General features: G+C 68.4%; 9 protein-coding genes. All 9 read right to left on the reverse strand.

Going from position 1 to position 15,324, the window contains the following annotated elements:
• Positions 1 to 28: 28 nt before the first annotated feature.
• The 9 genes from SBP02_RS10245 to SBP02_RS10285 all read right to left on the reverse strand — a co-directional run bounded on the left by SBP02_RS10245 (position 29) and on the right by SBP02_RS10285 (position 15,239).
• The gene (locus SBP02_RS10245; RefSeq protein WP_318639624.1) at positions 29 to 1,903 is read right to left on the reverse strand and encodes a HAMP domain-containing methyl-accepting chemotaxis protein; all 1,875 of its coding nucleotides are present in this window, start codon (positions 1,901 to 1,903) and stop codon (positions 29 to 31) included.
• 67 nt (positions 1,904 to 1,970) lie between these two features.
• A complete protein-coding gene (locus SBP02_RS10250) occupies positions 1,971 to 3,605 on the reverse strand; it encodes a methyl-accepting chemotaxis protein (protein WP_318639625.1) in 1,635 nt (544 codons plus the stop codon).
• Positions 3,606 to 3,622: 17 nt separating this feature from the next.
• Entirely contained in the window at positions 3,623 to 4,231 is a 609-nt protein-coding gene (locus SBP02_RS10255) for a chemotaxis protein CheW (protein WP_318639626.1), read from the reverse strand.
• Positions 4,216 to 5,769, reverse strand: coding sequence for a CheR family methyltransferase (locus SBP02_RS10260; protein ID WP_318639627.1), 1,554 nt, complete (start codon positions 5,767 to 5,769; stop codon positions 4,216 to 4,218). Before SBP02_RS10260 ends, SBP02_RS10255 begins: the two co-directional genes overlap by 16 nt.
• A complete protein-coding gene (locus tag SBP02_RS10265) occupies positions 5,756 to 6,235 on the reverse strand; it encodes a chemotaxis protein CheW (RefSeq protein ID WP_318639628.1) in 480 nt (159 codons plus the stop codon). The genes SBP02_RS10260 and SBP02_RS10265 overlap by 14 nt, the downstream gene beginning before the upstream one ends.
• Positions 6,236 to 6,332: 97 nt before the next feature.
• Positions 6,333 to 7,826, reverse strand: coding sequence for an efflux transporter outer membrane subunit (locus SBP02_RS10270; RefSeq protein ID WP_318639629.1), 1,494 nt, complete (start codon positions 7,824 to 7,826; stop codon positions 6,333 to 6,335).
• Positions 7,823 to 10,930 (reverse strand): multidrug efflux RND transporter permease subunit, encoded by a 3,108-nt coding sequence (locus SBP02_RS10275; protein ID WP_318639630.1) that lies wholly within the window; start codon positions 10,928 to 10,930, stop codon positions 7,823 to 7,825. The genes SBP02_RS10270 and SBP02_RS10275 overlap by 4 nt, the downstream gene beginning before the upstream one ends.
• Positions 10,927 to 14,025: an MdtB/MuxB family multidrug efflux RND transporter permease subunit gene (locus SBP02_RS10280; RefSeq protein WP_318639631.1), complete on the reverse strand. Its 3,099-nt coding sequence runs from the start codon at positions 14,023 to 14,025 to the stop codon at positions 10,927 to 10,929. Before SBP02_RS10280 ends, SBP02_RS10275 begins: the two co-directional genes overlap by 4 nt.
• Positions 14,022 to 15,239: an MdtA/MuxA family multidrug efflux RND transporter periplasmic adaptor subunit gene (locus SBP02_RS10285; protein WP_318639632.1), complete on the reverse strand. Its 1,218-nt coding sequence runs from the start codon at positions 15,237 to 15,239 to the stop codon at positions 14,022 to 14,024. The genes SBP02_RS10280 and SBP02_RS10285 overlap by 4 nt, the downstream gene beginning before the upstream one ends.
• Between the last annotated feature and the right edge of the window lie 85 nt (positions 15,240 to 15,324).

Consider the following 15,324-nt stretch of genomic DNA (forward strand, 5'->3'; position numbering starts at 1 on the left):
TGTCCCTGGCGTTATACGGGGTGGCCCATCACAGCTTGAACTGGGCGGCCAGACCCTGCAGTCTCACACCCAGCTCGTGCAGGTTGCGGGTGGCTTGGTCCATCTGCCGGGTGCCGCTGACGTTGCTCTGGCTGGCCTCGCGAATACTGGCCATGGCGTTGGCCACCTGATCCATGCCGACCATCTGCTGCTGGCTGGTGGCGGCGATCTGCAGGGCCATCTCGCTGGACTCGACGATGCTGCTGTCCAGCGCACGGATCGCCTCGCCGCTGCTCTGCGCCCGCTCGTAGCCCGACTCCACCGCCTTGCTGCCCTGTTCGGCCAGCAGCACCGCCTTGGTCATGGCCTTCTGAATCTCGCCGAGAATGCCGCGCACCTGGGCGGTGGCCTGCTTGGACTGGTCCGCCAGGGCCTTGACCTCCTGCGCCACCACCGAGAAGCCCTTGCCGGTCTCCCCCGCGCGCATCGCCTCGATCGAGGCGTTGACCCCCAGCAGATTGGACTGCTCGGCCAGGTCGCTGACCGAGGCGACGATCTCGCCTATGGTCTGGCTCTGCTCGCCCAGGCGCATGATGCTCTCGGCCACCGCCTGCATCTGCTCGCGGATCTGCTCCATACCCTTGAGCGCCTCGTCCACCGATTGCCGGCCACCCTGGGCCACCTCGCGGGTACGCGCCGTGCTGTCGGCCACCGACTGTGCCTTGCCGTTGGCTAGCACCGCGGTCTGCTTGACTTCGTCCACCGTGGTGACGATCTCGCTGATCGCCGTCGCCGTCTCCTGGGTATTGGTGGCCACCTGGCTGGTGGCCGCCAGCACTTCCTCGCTGGAAGTGGCCAGTACACTGATGCCCTCGTTGAGCTCCTGGATCACCTGCTTGAGGCTCGAGAGCATGCGTTTGAACGCCTGCCCCAGCTGGTCGCGCTCCGACGAGGGGGCGATGTTCACGCTCAGGTCGCCGCGGGAAATGCTCTCGGCGCTATCGGCGAGGCGTTGCAGGTGCTCGCGCACAGTGGCGAAAGCGGTGCCCAGCACATCCTGCGCGGACACCGGCTGGCTGTCGCGTTCCAGTTGCCCCTGGGCGAGCAACTCGGCCTTGGCCGCCAGCGCTAGCAGGTACTGGCTCATCCGGCTGAAGGCCTGGGCCAGGCGCCCAACCTCGTCGCGCCGCTCCTCGCTGTGCAGTTCATCCGGTATCTCGCCACGGCTGATGCGTTCGGCGATATGCGTCAGGTGCGCCAGTGGCCGGGCGATATGCCGGCTGAGCAACCAGGCCAGGGCGACGCCGAACGCCAGCACCAGCAGGCCGATCAGCAGTTGTTCCAGGCGCTGACGCTCCAGCTGTTCCCGGGCCCGCGCCAGGGTCTGAGCCACGCCCTGTTCGCTCAGTGCGGCCAGACGCCGCCCGAGCTCGTTGATCTGCTCCATGCGCTCGTACTGCACGCCCAGGGCCAGTTCGCCGGCCTGTTGCAACTGGCTGCTGCGGATCAGCGGCAGCAACTGCTGGTCGCGGGTCTGCACGAAGGCGCTGCGCACGCCGATCAGCTCATCGAGCAGCAGGCGGATCTCGCCCTCTTCGGCCAGGTCGGTGCTCAGTTCGTCGAACAGACGATCGTTGATCCGCGACAGGGCCTCGATCGCCTTCTCGCTGTCGCGCAGCCTGCCACTCTGCACATCGGCCATGGCCTGCAGCAGCTCGGCGCGCTGGGCGGTGATGTTGATCCGCAGCTCCTTGACCTTGGACACCCGTTCGAAACTGCTCTGGAATAGCCTGGCCTCGGCTTGCTGCAGGGCGGCGAAGCGCTGCAGGGAACCGAACAGCAACGTACCAAAGGCAATGATGAGTACGGCGAACGCCAGGATCAGCTTGCTGCCGATGCGCAGGTTGACGATGTAGTCCAGCATGCTCGTTCCTCCTTGACCCGGAAGCGCCGCGCCGGACGCCCCTCGGGGAAACCCTGGATGACGTCCGTTACAGCTTGAAGCGAGCCGCCAGGCCCTTGAGCTTGAGGCCCAGCTGGTGCAGATTGCGCGCCGCCAGGTCGACCTGTTGGGTGCCGCCCACGTTGTCCTGGCTGGCCTGGCGTATGTTGGCCATGGCCGTGGCGATCTGATCCATGCCGACCATCTGCTGCTGGCTGGTGGCGGCGATCTGCAGGGCCATCTCGCTGGATGCCTCGATGTTGCTGCTCAGGGCGCGGATCGCCTCGCCGCTCGACTGTGCCTGCTCGTAGCCGGTCTCCACCGTCTTGCCGCCCTGCTCGGCCAGCAGCACCGCCTTGGTCATGGCCTTCTGGATCTCGCCGAGGATGCCGCGCACCTGGGCGGTGGCCTGCTTGGACTGCTCGGCCAGCGCCTTGACCTCCTGGGCCACCACCGAGAAGCCCTTGCCCGCCTCGCCGGCCTTCATCGCCTCGATCGAGGCGTTGACCCCCAGCAGGTTGGACTGCTCGGCCAGGTCGCCCACCGAGGCGACGATCTCGCCGATGGTCTGGCTCTGCTCGCCCAGGCGCATGATGCTCTCGGCCACCGCCTGCATCTGCTCGCGGATCTGCTCCATGCCCTTGAGCGCCTCCTCCACGGCCTGACGGCCGCTGAGCGCCACCTGGCGGGTGCGCTCGGTGCTCTCGGTCACCGACTGCGACTTGCTGCCGGCCAGCACCGCGGTCTGCTTGACCTCCTCGACCGTGGTGACGATCTCGCTGATCGCGGTGGCAGTCTCCTGGGTGCTGGTGGCCACCTGGCTGGTGGCCGCGAGTATCTCCTCGCTGGAAGAGGCCAGCACGCCGATGCCCTCGTTCATCTCCTGAACCAGCTCGCGCAGGTACTGGCTCATGTCGACGAAGGCCTGGGACAGGCGCCCGACCTCATCCTGACGGGTGCTGGTGGTTATTTCCTTGGGAATCTCGCCGCGCCCTATGCGCTCGGCCCAAGCGGTCAGGCGCGCCAGGGGCTGAGCGATATGCCGGCTCAGCAGCCAGGCCAGGACGGCGCTCAGGCCGACCAGCAGAAGGCTCAGGCGGAACACCCGCTCGCGCTGCGCCTCCAGGAACTGGCGCGAGCGCTCCTGGGCCGCGGCGACGCGCCGGTCGGTGAGCCTGGACATCTGCAGGCCGAGCTCATGAATCCGGTTCATGCGCTCGAGCTGCGGCCCCTTGCTCAGTTGCCGTGCCGCCTCGAAGTCGCCGCCGCGGATCAGCTCCAGCTGTCGCGCCCGGCTCTGCGCCAGGACCGCCCGCACCGCCAGCATTTCCTCGAGCGCCTCAGCGAACTCCTGATCCTCACCCGCTGCTTCGCGCAAGCGACTGGCCAGGCGGTCGTTCTCCAGGGTGCGCCGGCGGATACCGTCCTCGATGCCAGGCAGGTCCGCCCGATCCTCTTCGTTGATCACCTGCAGCATGTCGGTGCGCTGGGCCGCGATATTCAAGCGCAGATCCTTGACATCGGCGAGGCGCGAATAGTGTTGTTTGAACTGCTGCGACTCGCTCTCCTGGAGGTTGGCGAAACGCTCCAGGCTGCCGAACAGCAGAAAGCCAAAGCCGGCGATCAGCGCGGTGAAGGCGGCGATCAGCTTACTGCCGATACCCAGTTTGAAGACTCTGCTCATAGCACCCTCCATTGCTATCAATCCTCGTCCCTTACCCGCAAGTTGGGGGCCCCGAGCAGCCGCTCGCCGTCCAGTACCGTCCACTGCTCGGCGGTCACCCCCAGCAGATAGGCGGCGCGCACCCCGGAAAGGTTGGCCAGCTCGCCCTGCAGCGCGTCGCGGCGAAGCTGCGCGATCCCCAGGACCCGATCGATCAGCAGGCCGAACTCCATGTCTGCGCTGCGCAATATCACCACGAAGTTCTTGTCGGACAGGCCGCTGATCGGCAGCTCGAACAGCACCCGCAAGTCCAGCAGCGAGACGATGTGACCGCGCACGTTGACGATACCCAGCACGTAGGGTGGTGTACCCGGCAGCGGGGTGTACTGGCTTAGCGGCAGCACCTCGGCGACGTGCTCACTGCCGATGGCGTACTGCTCGCCGCTGATGCTGAAGGACAGCACCTCCAGCCAGTCTTCGGCCTGTTCCTCCACCTCGACCGTGGCCCAGCGGCGACTGCGCTCGCGCAGGCGCTCGTCACGCTCCACGACGTCAACGGCGAAGCCGGCGGCCAGGCGCCGCTCGAACTGTTCCAGGCGCTGGCGAATCTGCGCCCAGCGTGGATCTTCCGTCATAGGCTCGGACATCGGCTCGGTTCCTCCAGTAATTGCTCGCACAGGCGCAGCAGTTGTCCGCAGCTCAGGCCGTCGCCCTCGGGCACCAGGGCCTCGGCGTCCTGCGCCAGGAGCAGGCGTCTGCACACCTGCAGGGCCTTGTCGGCGGCGCGGCGCTGGCCATCGCTGCGCAGCAGGCGGGCCCTCAGGAAGTAGCCGAGGATGAACTCCGGATCCAGGTACAGCGCCTTCTGCACCGCCGTCTGTGCCAAGCGCAAGTCGCCGTTCTGCTGGGCCAGCATCGCCGCCAGCCAATGCGCCGCCGGCGCGGCGGGCTCCAGGGCGAGCGCCCGTTGCAGCCATTCTTGCGCCGGCTCGAAGCGCTGCTGATCGGCCCAGCTGCGCGCCATGGCCAGACTGGCCCGTTGCTGCTGGGTCCGGCTCAGGCCGGTGCAGCCCAGATAGATCTGCAAGGCCGCGCGCAGCTGCTCCTGTTCGCCTCTGGCCTGGGCCTGGGTGACCTGCAGCCAGTGCCGCTCTCGCGTGGCCTCGGCGCTCTCGTCGGCGGCCGCAGCAGAAGGGGCGCAGACCGCTGGCGGCAGGCTCGGGCGCAGCGCCGCTGGCTGAGGGGCGAGCGGCACGGCGGGGCTGGCCTGGGGTAATGGCGCGACCACTACGAGCGCCCGTGGCGGCGTCGGGTCGTCGGCCCACGGGGGCTGCCGCGCCGCCGAGGCCAGTGCATAGTTGCAACCGGCCCAGCGGCCGTTAAGCCCCGCTTGGGTCGCCAGTCCGGCCTCGACCGCACTCAGCAGCAAGACTCCGTCGACGCTCAGGCTGGCCAGCAGGCGCCGTAGCGCTGCCAGCGCCCGGGCGCTGGAGAAGTACATCAGCACGTTGCGGCAGAGAATCAGGTCGGCGTTCGCCAGGGCCGGTGGCTGGCGGCCATCGGCGAGGTTGTAGCGGACGAAACGGATGCGCCCGCGCCAGGCCGGACGCACCCGCCACAACTGCCCCTCGGCCTGGAAATAGTGGCGGCGAAACGCCTCCTCGCTGCTGCGGAAGGCATTGCGCCCGTAGAGCCCCTGCTCCGCCCGGGCGAGAAAGCCGTCATTGATGTCGCTGGCAATCAGCTCCAGCGTCCACTGGGAGCGCTCCTGGCCAAGCAACTCGTCGATCAGGAACAGCAGGCCGTAGGCTTCCTCGCCGGTGCAGCAGCCCGCGCTCCACAGGCGCAGGGTCAGCCTGCCCTCCCGTCGGCGGCGGGCCAGAAGCGGCGCCAGGTGATTGCCGGCGAGCCAGTCGAACGCCTCGAGGTCGCGGCGAAAGTAGGTTTCCCCCACGGTGAAGGCGGCAACCAGCGACTGCACCAGTTCGGCGTTCCAGTCGGCGAACGCCAAGGTCTGCAGCCAGGCGTCGAAGTCCTTCACCTCTTGCTCCAGGGCGAGCAACTGCAGGCGGCGCAGCAGGTCATCGCGCCGCACGCCGGAAAAGTCCATGCCCAGATGCTGCAGGACCTTGTGGCTCAGCGTCGCCAGCAGAGGCGCTGAGCCGCTCGCCTCACTCCGCGACATCTAGGCGTTCCTCCCGGTCGGCGAGCAGCTCCGTCAGCAACGCTTCGTCGGCATCGTTGAGCAGTTGCTCGACGTCCTGGATCAGCAGCAGCCCTTCGTCGCTGCGCACCACGCCGCGCAGTAGGCTGGAGGGCACCCGCGGGTCCGGCGCCGCAGTGAAGTCCGCCGCGGCGAAGTCGCGCACGGCCTCTACCCGCTCGACCGGCAGCAACAGCTCGCGCTTGCTGCCGGTCAGCCAGACGAAGGGTTGCCAGAGGCTGAGGGGGGGGGCGGTCCAGCCGAAGCGCCGGGCCAGATCCACCACGGGCAGCAGCTGGCCGCGCACGTTCGCCAGTCCCCGGATCGTCGCCGGTGCACCCGGCAAGGGGCTGACGTGCAACGCCGGCAGCACCCGAACCACCTGTTCGAGGGCGATTGCCAAGTGTTGGCCCGCCAAGTCGAACGGCAACACCTGATATCTGTCCATAGCCGCGTCCCTGCCAATGTGCCATTGCTCAGTCTGTACCCTAGCTCAAGGATATCCGGCGTCCAGCCGCCTGGAGCAGGCAAGCGATGTCAAAGTGCTATCTTTCTCCGAGACTAGCACGGGCCTCTTCTGTCTTGGAAGCGGTAGCCGCCTGCCAACCACCGCCCAAGGCGGCGATCAGCTGCACGCTGGCGGTCAGGCGGCTGCCGAGCAGGGTCAGGCTGCTGCGCTCGTTGTTCAGCGCGGTGGCTTGTACGTTGACCACGCTGTTGAAGTCGACGGTGCCGGCCCGGTACTGGTTCTCGAGCAGCCTCAACGACTCGCGCGCCGCCTCCAGGGCCTGCTGTTGGACCTGCGCCTCCTGCTCCTGCACGCGCAGTTGCACCAGCCGGTCCTCGACCTCGCGAAAGCTGTCGAGCACCACCTGACGGTACTCGGCCACCGTCTGCTCATAGGCCGCCTCGCTGCGCTGGAGCTCGGCACGGCGCGCCCCTCCGTCGAACAGGGTCAGTGCCAGGTTCGGGCCGATCGACCAGAAGCGGTTCGGCAGGCTGACCCAGTCGGCGAAGCTGCTGCCCCGGTAGCCGCCGCTGGCCGACAGCCTCAGGTCCGGGTACCAGGCGGCCTCGGCCACGCCGATCTGGGCGTTGGCGGCCATCACCCGGCGCTCGGCGGCGGCCACATCCGGGCGCCGCTCCAGCAGTTGCGAAGGCAGTGCCACGGGTATCTGCGGCAGCAGCGGCAGCGCGTCACGGGGGGCGATGCCCAGCTCGCTGGGCGACACTCCGACCAACACGGCGATGGCGTGCTCCAGCTGGGCGCGCTGCCAGCGCAGGTCGATGGCCTGGGCCTCGGTACTCTTGAGCTGGGTGCGCGCCTGGCTGACGTCCGACCTGGGGACTATGCCTGCGTTGTACTGGTTCTCGGTAAGCCTCAGGGATCGGGCGTAGGCCGCGACCGTGGCCTCCAGCAGACGCCGCTGCTCATCCAGCACCCGCAGTTGCAGGTAGGTCTGCACCAGCTCGGCCTGCAGGCTGAGGCGTAGTGCGGCGAGATCGGCCGCACTGGCCTCGAAGTCGGCCTGGCTGGACTCCAGGGCGCGGCGCAGCTTGCCCCAGACATCCAGTTCCCAGGCGGCATTCAGGCTGAGGTCGTAATTCTTGGAGATACTGGCCGTATTGGCCCCGCCGACGCTGAAGCCGTCCGCTGTGCTCAGGGTGCTGTCGCCGCCGCCCTGCCCCGCCCGGGTCACCCCGGCGCTGCTCGACAGGCTCGGATAGAAGGCCGCCCGGGCGCCGCGCACCAAGGCGCGGGCCTGGCGGTACTGGGCCGCCGCGGCGGCCAGGTTGTGGTTGGACAGGTTTAGACGCTCGACCAGGGCGTTCAACTCGGCGTCGCCATAGAGCGTCCACCAGGCTCCGCGCTCCAGGGCGTCACCGGGGGCGGCCAGGGTCCAGCCCTCTATCTGCTTGAACTGCACCGGGGTGGCCAGTTCGGGCCGTCGGTAATCCGGGCCGATGGCGCAGCCGGCCAGCAGCAGGCTCAGGGCGATCAGGCCCAGGGGGCGTGGGATGGACGTCACAGCTCTCATAGCGGGGTTTCCAGGGCGGCATCGCTGCGCACGCCGCGCCAGCGGTTGACCCGGTGGCGCAGGCGGTCGAAGTAGAGGTAGACCACGGGGGTGGTGTAGAGGGTCAGCAGCTGGCTGAGGATCAACCCGCCGACGATGGTGATACCCAGCGGCTGGCGCATTTCCGCGCCTTCGGCGCTGCTCAGCATCAGCGGCAAGGCGCCGAGCAGTGCCGCCAGGGTGGTCATCATGATCGGCCGGAAGCGCAGCAGGCAGGCGCGGCGGATCGACTCCTCCGGGCTGAGCCGTTCGCTGCGCTCGAGCTGCAGGGCCAGGTCGATCATCAGGATGGCGTTCTTCTTGACGATGCCGATCAGCAGGAACAGCCCGAGTAGCGAGATCAGGCTGAATTCGGTGTCCAGCAGCTGCAGGGCGAGCAAGGCGCCGACCCCGGCCGAGGGCAGGGTCGAAAGGATGGTCAGCGGGTGGATGTAGCTCTCGTAGAGCACCCCCAGGACGATATAGACCACCCCCAACGCCAGCAGGATCATCCACGGCTGGTTCTGCTGGGCCTGCTGGAAGGCCGCACCGGTGCCACCCAGGGTGCCCTGCACCTCGCTCGGTAGGCCGAGGCGCGCCACCGCCCGCTCGATCGCCTGGGTGGCCTGTTCCAGGCTGACACCCTCGGCCAGGGAGAAACCGATGTTCTCCGCGGCGAACTGGCCCTGGTGGTTGACCCTGTCCTCCTCGATGCTGCGCTCCCAGCTGGCGAAGCTCGACAACGGCACCCGCGCGCCGTCCTCGGCGATCAGCTGGATCTGCTCCAGGGCTTCGGGGTGCTGGGCATACTGCGGGTTGATCTCCAGCACTACGCTGTACTGGTTGAGGCTGGCATAGATGGTCGACACCTGGCGCTGGCTGAAGGCGTTGTTGAGCACCGCGGTGATCATGGCCATGTCCACCCCCAGGCGCTGGGCCCGTTCGCGGTCGACCAGCAGGCGGATCTGCTGGGCGCCCTCGCTTTCCTGGGCGTCGATGTCGGTCAGCTCGGGTAGGGCGCGCAGGGCCTCGCGCACCTTGGGCAGCCACTGGCGCAGCAGCCCGAGGTCGCCGGACAGCAGCAGGTATTCGTTCTCCGAGCTGCGCCCTTCGCGTCCGCCGATATGCAGGTCCTGATCGGGCATCAGGAACAACCGCCCGCCCGGGACCTTGGGCAGATTCTTGCGCAGGCGGCTGATCACCTGCTGGGCGCTCGCCCGGCGTTCGTTCATGGGTTTCAGGCGCACGATCATGAAGGCGTTGTTGATCCCGCCGCTGCCGCCGATGAAGCCGGCCACGCTGTCCACCGCCGGGTCGGCCAGCACCGCGCGGCGGTAGCTTTCCATCTTCGGCTGCATGACCTGAAACGACAGGCCATCGTCGCCGCGGATGAAGCCGATCAGCTGGCCGGTGTCCTGCTGTGGCAGGAAGGTCTTGGGCACGCTGACGAACAGGAAGACGTTCAGGGCGATGGTCGCCAACAGGCCGATCAGCATCAGCAGCGAGTGGCGCAGGGCCCAGTCCAGACTGCGCCGGTAGGCTTCCAGCACCCGCCTCTGCAGCCGTGCGCCCAGGCGCTGTAGCCCGCTGCCACGCGACGCGGCGCTCTCGGCCCGCAGCCAGCGGGCGCAGAGCATGGGCGTCAGGCTCAGCGACACCAGCAGGGAGATGAGGATGGCCACCGCCAGGGTGATGGAGAACTCGCGAAACAGCCGCTCAACGATACCGCCCATGAACAGGATGGAGACGAACACCGCTACCAGCGACAGGTTCATCGCCAGCAGGGTGAAGCCGACCTCGCGGGTGCCCTTGAAGGCCGCCGCGAGCGGCGGGTCGCCGGCCTCGATATGCCGGGCGATGTTCTCCAGCACGACGATGGCGTCGTCCACCACCAGGCCGGTGGCGATGATCAGGGCCATCAGCGACAGGTTGTTCAGGGAGAAGTCCAGCAGGTACATGATCGCGAAGGTGCCGACCAGCGACACCGGCACCGCCAGGGCCGGGATCAGCGCCGCGCGCCAGCGGCCGAGGAAGGCCAGCACCACCAGGATGACCAGGGCCACGGCGATCAGCAGGGTGCGTTCGGCCTCGTGCAGGGTGGCGCGGATCACCGGCGAGCGGTCCATGGCCACCTGCAGGTCGACGCTGGCCGGGATCACCGCGCGCAACGCCGGCAGCTGTTCGCGGATGCCGGCGATGGTCTCGATGATATTCGCCCCGCTCTGCCGGTTGATCACCATCAGCACGGCGCTGCTGTCGTTGTAGAAGCCGCTGTTGTAACGGTCCTCCACCGCGTCGCTGACCGTCGCCACATCGCCCAGGCGCACCGCTGCACCGTCCTGGTAGCGGATCAGCAGCGGCAGGTAGTCGGCGGCCCGCTCCAGCTGGTCGCTGGCCTGCACCTGCCAGTGGCGCTCGGCGTCCTCCACCGCGCCCTTGGGCCGCTGCACGTTGGCCGCGGCGATGGCCTGGCGCACCTCGTCCAGGGCGATGCCGTACTGGTCGAGCAGGCGCGGTTCCAGGGCCACCCGCACCGCCGGCAGGGAGCTGCCGCCGATCGACACCTCGCCCACACCGCTCACCTGGGCCAGCTTCTGCGCCAGGATGGTGGAGGCGACGTCGTACAACTGGCCCTTGTCCAGCACCTCGCTGGTCAGCGACAGCACCATGATCGGCGCCTGCGCCGGATTGACCTTGCGATAGCTGGGCAGCGAGCGCATGCCGCTGGGCAGCAGCTCGCGGGCGGCATTGATCGCCGCCTGCACCTCGCGGGCGGCGGCGTTGATGTCCCGGTCTAGCTCGAACTGGATCATGATCCGCGTGCTGCCCTGGCTGCTGCGGCTGTTCATCTGGCTGATGCCGGCGATGGTGCCCAGCGAACGCTCCAGTGGCGTGGCCACGCTGGAGGCCATGATCTGTGGGCTGGCACCGGGCAGGCTGGCCTGCACCGTGATGGTCGGAAAATCCATCTGCGGCAGCGGCGCCACGGCCAGCAGGCCGAAGCTGACGCCGCCGAGCAGGAGGATCGCCAGACTCAGCAGCAGGGTCGCCACCGGCCGGCGGATAAAGGGCGCGGACAGGTTCATCGTTCGACCACCAGGCCGGCCGCACTGCGCCCGCTCAGGCGCCGGGCCAGGCGGTCGAAGTACAGGTAGATCACCGGCGTGGTGAACAGCGTCAGCAACTGGCTGAGCAGCAGGCCGCCGACCATCACCAGGCCCAGGGGCTGGCGCAGCTCGGCGCCGGAGCCGGTCGCCAGCATCAGCGGGATGGCGCCGAACAGCGCCGCCAAGGTGGTCATCAGGATCGGCCGGAAGCGCAACAGCGCCGCGCGGTAGATCGCCTCCTGCGGGGTCATGCCCTGGTTGCGTTCGGCCTCCAGGGCGAAGTCGATCATCATGATCGCGTTCTTCTTGACGATGCCGATCAGCAGGATGATGCCGATGATGGCGATCAGGCCCAGGTCGTTGCCGGTCAGCAGCAGTGCGAGCAAGGCGCCGACCCCGGCCGAGGGCAACGTGGAGAGGATGGTGATGGGGTGGATATAGCTCTCGTAGAGCACGCCGAGGACGATGTACATGGTGACCACGGCCGCCAGGATCAGCAGCAGGGTGCTGGAGAGCGAGGCGCGGAAGGCTTCGGCCGCGCCCTGGAAGCGGCTCTGGATGCCGGCCGGCAGACCGATCTCCTGCTGCACCCGTTCGATCACCGCCACCGCCTCGCCCAGGGCCACGCCGCCTGCCAGGTTGAACGACAGGGTCGCCGCCGGGAACTGACCTATGTGGTTGACCAGCAGACTGGCGGCGCGCTCCTCGATACGGACCAGGGACGCCAGCGGCACCTGGCTGCCGGATGCCGTGGCCACATGCACCTGGCGCAGCGCCGCCGGGCCGAGGCTGCCGGCGCCCTGGCTCTCCAGCACCACCCGGTACTGGTTGGCCTGGGTGTAGATGGTGCTGATCTGCCGCTGGCCGAAGGCGTCGTACAGCGCGTCGTCGATATCGGCGATGCTCACGCCGAGGCGCCCGGCCAGGTCCCGGTCGATCTGCAGGTACAGCTGCAGGCCGCGGTTCTGCAGGTCGCTGGCGACATCGCGCAGTTGCGGCTGACGGGCCAGGGCGTCGACCAGCCTGGGCACCCACTGCTCCAGCAGCGCCAGGTCCGGCGACTCCAGGCTGAACTGGAACTGGGTACGGCTGACCCGGTCCTCGATGGTCAGATCCTGCACCGGCTGCAGGTACAGCTCGATGCCGCTGAGCCGGGCCAGCTCGGGGCGCAGCCGTTCGATCACCTGGCTGGCGCTGACTTCGCGTTCGGCATGGGGCTTGAGGTTGATCAGCAGGCGGCCGCTGTTCAGGGTCGGGTTGTCGCCGTCCACGCCGATGTGCGACGACAGGCTGGCGACCGCCGGGTCGCGCAGTATCACCTCGGCCAGGCGCTGCTGACGCTCGCTCATGGCGCGGAAGGAGATCGCCTGCGGCGCCTCGGAGATGCCCTGGATCAGCCCGGTGTCCTGCACCGGGAAGAAGCCCTTGGGCACCGCCAGGTAGAGCAGCACGGTCAGCCCCAGGGTAGCCAGCGCCACCAGCAGGGTCAGCCCCTGGCGGGCCAGTACCCACTGCAGGCACTGGCCGTAGCGCGCGATCAATCCATCGATAAAGGCGCCGCTGGCCCGGTAGAAGCGCCCTTCCCCCTCGCCCTGCTCGGCCTTGAGCAGGCGCGCGCACATCATCGGCGTCAGACTCAGGGAAATCGCCAGGGAGATCAGGATGGCCACCGCCAGGGTGATGGCGAACTCGCGAAACAGCCGTCCGACCACGTCGGCCATGAACAGCAAGGGAATCAGCACCGCGATCAGCGACAGGGTCAGCGAGATCAGGGTGAAGCCGATCTCCCTGGCCCCCTTGAGCGCGGCGTTGAGCGGCGTTTCGCCGGCCTCCAGGTGGCGGGCGATGTTCTCCAGCATGACGATGGCGTCGTCCACCACGAAGCCGGTGGCGATGGTCAGGGCCATCAGTGTCAGGTTGTTGAGGGTGAAGCCGGCCAGGTACATCACGCCGAAGGTGCCGATCAGCGACAGCGGCACGACGATGGAGGGGATCACCGTGGCCGCCAGCTTGCGCAGGAACAGGAAGGTCACCAGCACCACCAGCGCCACCGCCAGCAACAGCTCGTGTTGCACGTCACGCACCGCGGCGCGGATGGTCTGGGTGCGGTCGGTGAGCACCCGCACCTCGACGCTGGCCGGCAAGCCCTCGCGCAGGTGCGGCAGCAGGGTCTGGATGCGCTCGACCACCTCGATGACGTTGGCGCCCGGCTGGCGCTGCACGTTCACCAGCACCGCCTCGTTGCGGTCGGCCCAGGCCGCCAGGCGCTGGTTCTCGGCGCCGTCGACGATCTCGGCGACATCCTGCAGGCGCAGGGTGGCGCCGTCCTGATGGCTGAGGATCAGTTCGCGGTACTCGTCCGGCGACTGCAGCTGGTCGTTGGCGTCCAGCTGCGAGACCCGGGTCGGGCCGTCGAAATTGCCCTTGGGCTGGTTGACGTTGCTGGCGGTGATCAGCCTGCGCACGTCCGCCAGGTTCAGCCCGTAGGCGGCCAGGGCCTCGGGGTTGACCCGGATGCGCACCGCCGGCCGCTGGCCACCGGCCAGGGTGACCAGGCCGACGCCGCTGGTCTGGGCCAGTTTCTGCGCCAGGCGGGTGTCGACCAGGTCGTTGACCTGCGGCAACGGCAGGGTCTTGGAGCTGACCGCCAGGGTCAGCACCGGGGTGTCCGCCGGGTTGACCTTGTTGTACACCGGCGGCGCCGGCAGGTCGCCGGGCAGCAGGTTGCTCGCCCCGTTGATCGCCGCCTGCACCTCCTGCTCGGCGACGTCCAGCTCCACCTCCAGGTTGAAACGCAGGGTGATCACCGAGGCGCCGCCGGAGCTGGTCGAGGACATCTGCTTCAAGCCCGCCATCTGGCCGAACTGGCGCTCCAGCGGCGCGGTCACCAAGCGGGTCATCACATCCGGGCTGGCGCCTGGATAGAGGGTCATCACGCGAATGGTCGGGTAGTCCACCTCCGGCAACGCCGAGACCGGCAGCAGGCGGTAGGCGATCAGGCCGCTGAGCAGGATCGCCAGCATGACCAGGGTGGTGGCGACCGGCCGCAGGATAAACAGGCGCGAGGCGTTCATGCGTCGTCCTGCGCCCCGGTCTCGGCCTGCACCGTGGCCGGCGCCTCACTGTCACCTACCACCTCGACCAGGCTGCCCTCGCGCAGGCGGTCGGTGCCCTCGAGCACCAGGCGATCGCCGGCCTGCACGCCCTGTTCCACCAGGGTCAGCTCGCCGTTGCTGGGGCCGGCGACTATCGGCCGGACCTGCACCTTGTTGTCGCCATCTACGACATAGACGAAGGTGCCGCGGGCGCCGTACTGCACGGCGGCAGCCGGCATCAGGGTCGCGTTCTCGCGCGTCTGCAGGCGCAGGCGCACGTTGACGAACTGATTGGGGAACAGCAGCTCCTCGGCGTTCTCGAAGCGAGCCTTGAGCTTGACCGTGCCGGTGGCGGTGTCGATCAGATTGTCCAGGCTGTCCAGCCGGCCCTCGGCCAGCCGAATGCGCTCGTTGCGGTCCCAGGCCTCCACCGGCAATGACCGGCCGCCGCGGAACTGCTGCAGCACGGCCGGCAGCTCGGCCTCCGGCAGGGTGAACAGCACCGACACCGGCTGGGTCTGGGTGATCACCACCAGCGGCAGGGTGTCGCCGGGGCCGACCAGGTTGCCGGCATCCACCTGGCGCAGCCCCAGGCGCCCGCCTATGGGCGCGCGCACCTGGGTGAAGCCCAGGTTCAGGCGCGCCTGGGCGACGGCCGCCTGGTTGCTCTGGAGGGTACCGCGGTACTGGTTGACCAGCGCCTGCTGGGTGTCCAGCGTCTGCTTGGCGATGGAGTCCTGTTCGTACAGGCCCCGGTAGCGGGCCAGGTCGATCTCGGCGTTGCGCAGCTGCGCCTGGTTCTCCTGCTGCACACCGAGGGCCTGCTGCAGGGCCACCTCGTAGGGGCGCGGGTCGATGCGCGCCAGCAGCTCGCCGGCCTCGACCCGCTGGCCGTCGGCGAACAACACCTCGACGAGTTGGCCCTCGACCCGCGGACGCACATCGACCCGGTTGTAGGCGGTCACTGTACCCAAGGCCTTGAGTTCGATCGGGAAATCGCCCTGGAGGACGCTGGCCACCCGTACCGGCACTGGCCCGCCGTCGCCCCAGTGCCCCCCGCCGCGCCGCGGCTCGGGCTGGCTCGGCCAGAACCACCAGACGAGCAAAATGACGCCGACCAGCAGGCTCAGGCCCGTCAGCCACTGGCGGCGCGCGGCGTACAGTCGGTGGGGTGTCGCTTGAATCTCGGGCATGGCTCGGACCGCTTTCTTGGGAGCCTGAACGATAAGCAGTAGCGGCCATGAAGCAAAGCCTCTTTACCGCCTATTTACCCTCGCG

It is taken from the genome of Pseudomonas benzenivorans (assembly GCF_033547155.1).
GTDB lineage: Bacteria > Pseudomonadota > Gammaproteobacteria > Pseudomonadales > Pseudomonadaceae > Aquipseudomonas > Aquipseudomonas benzenivorans_B.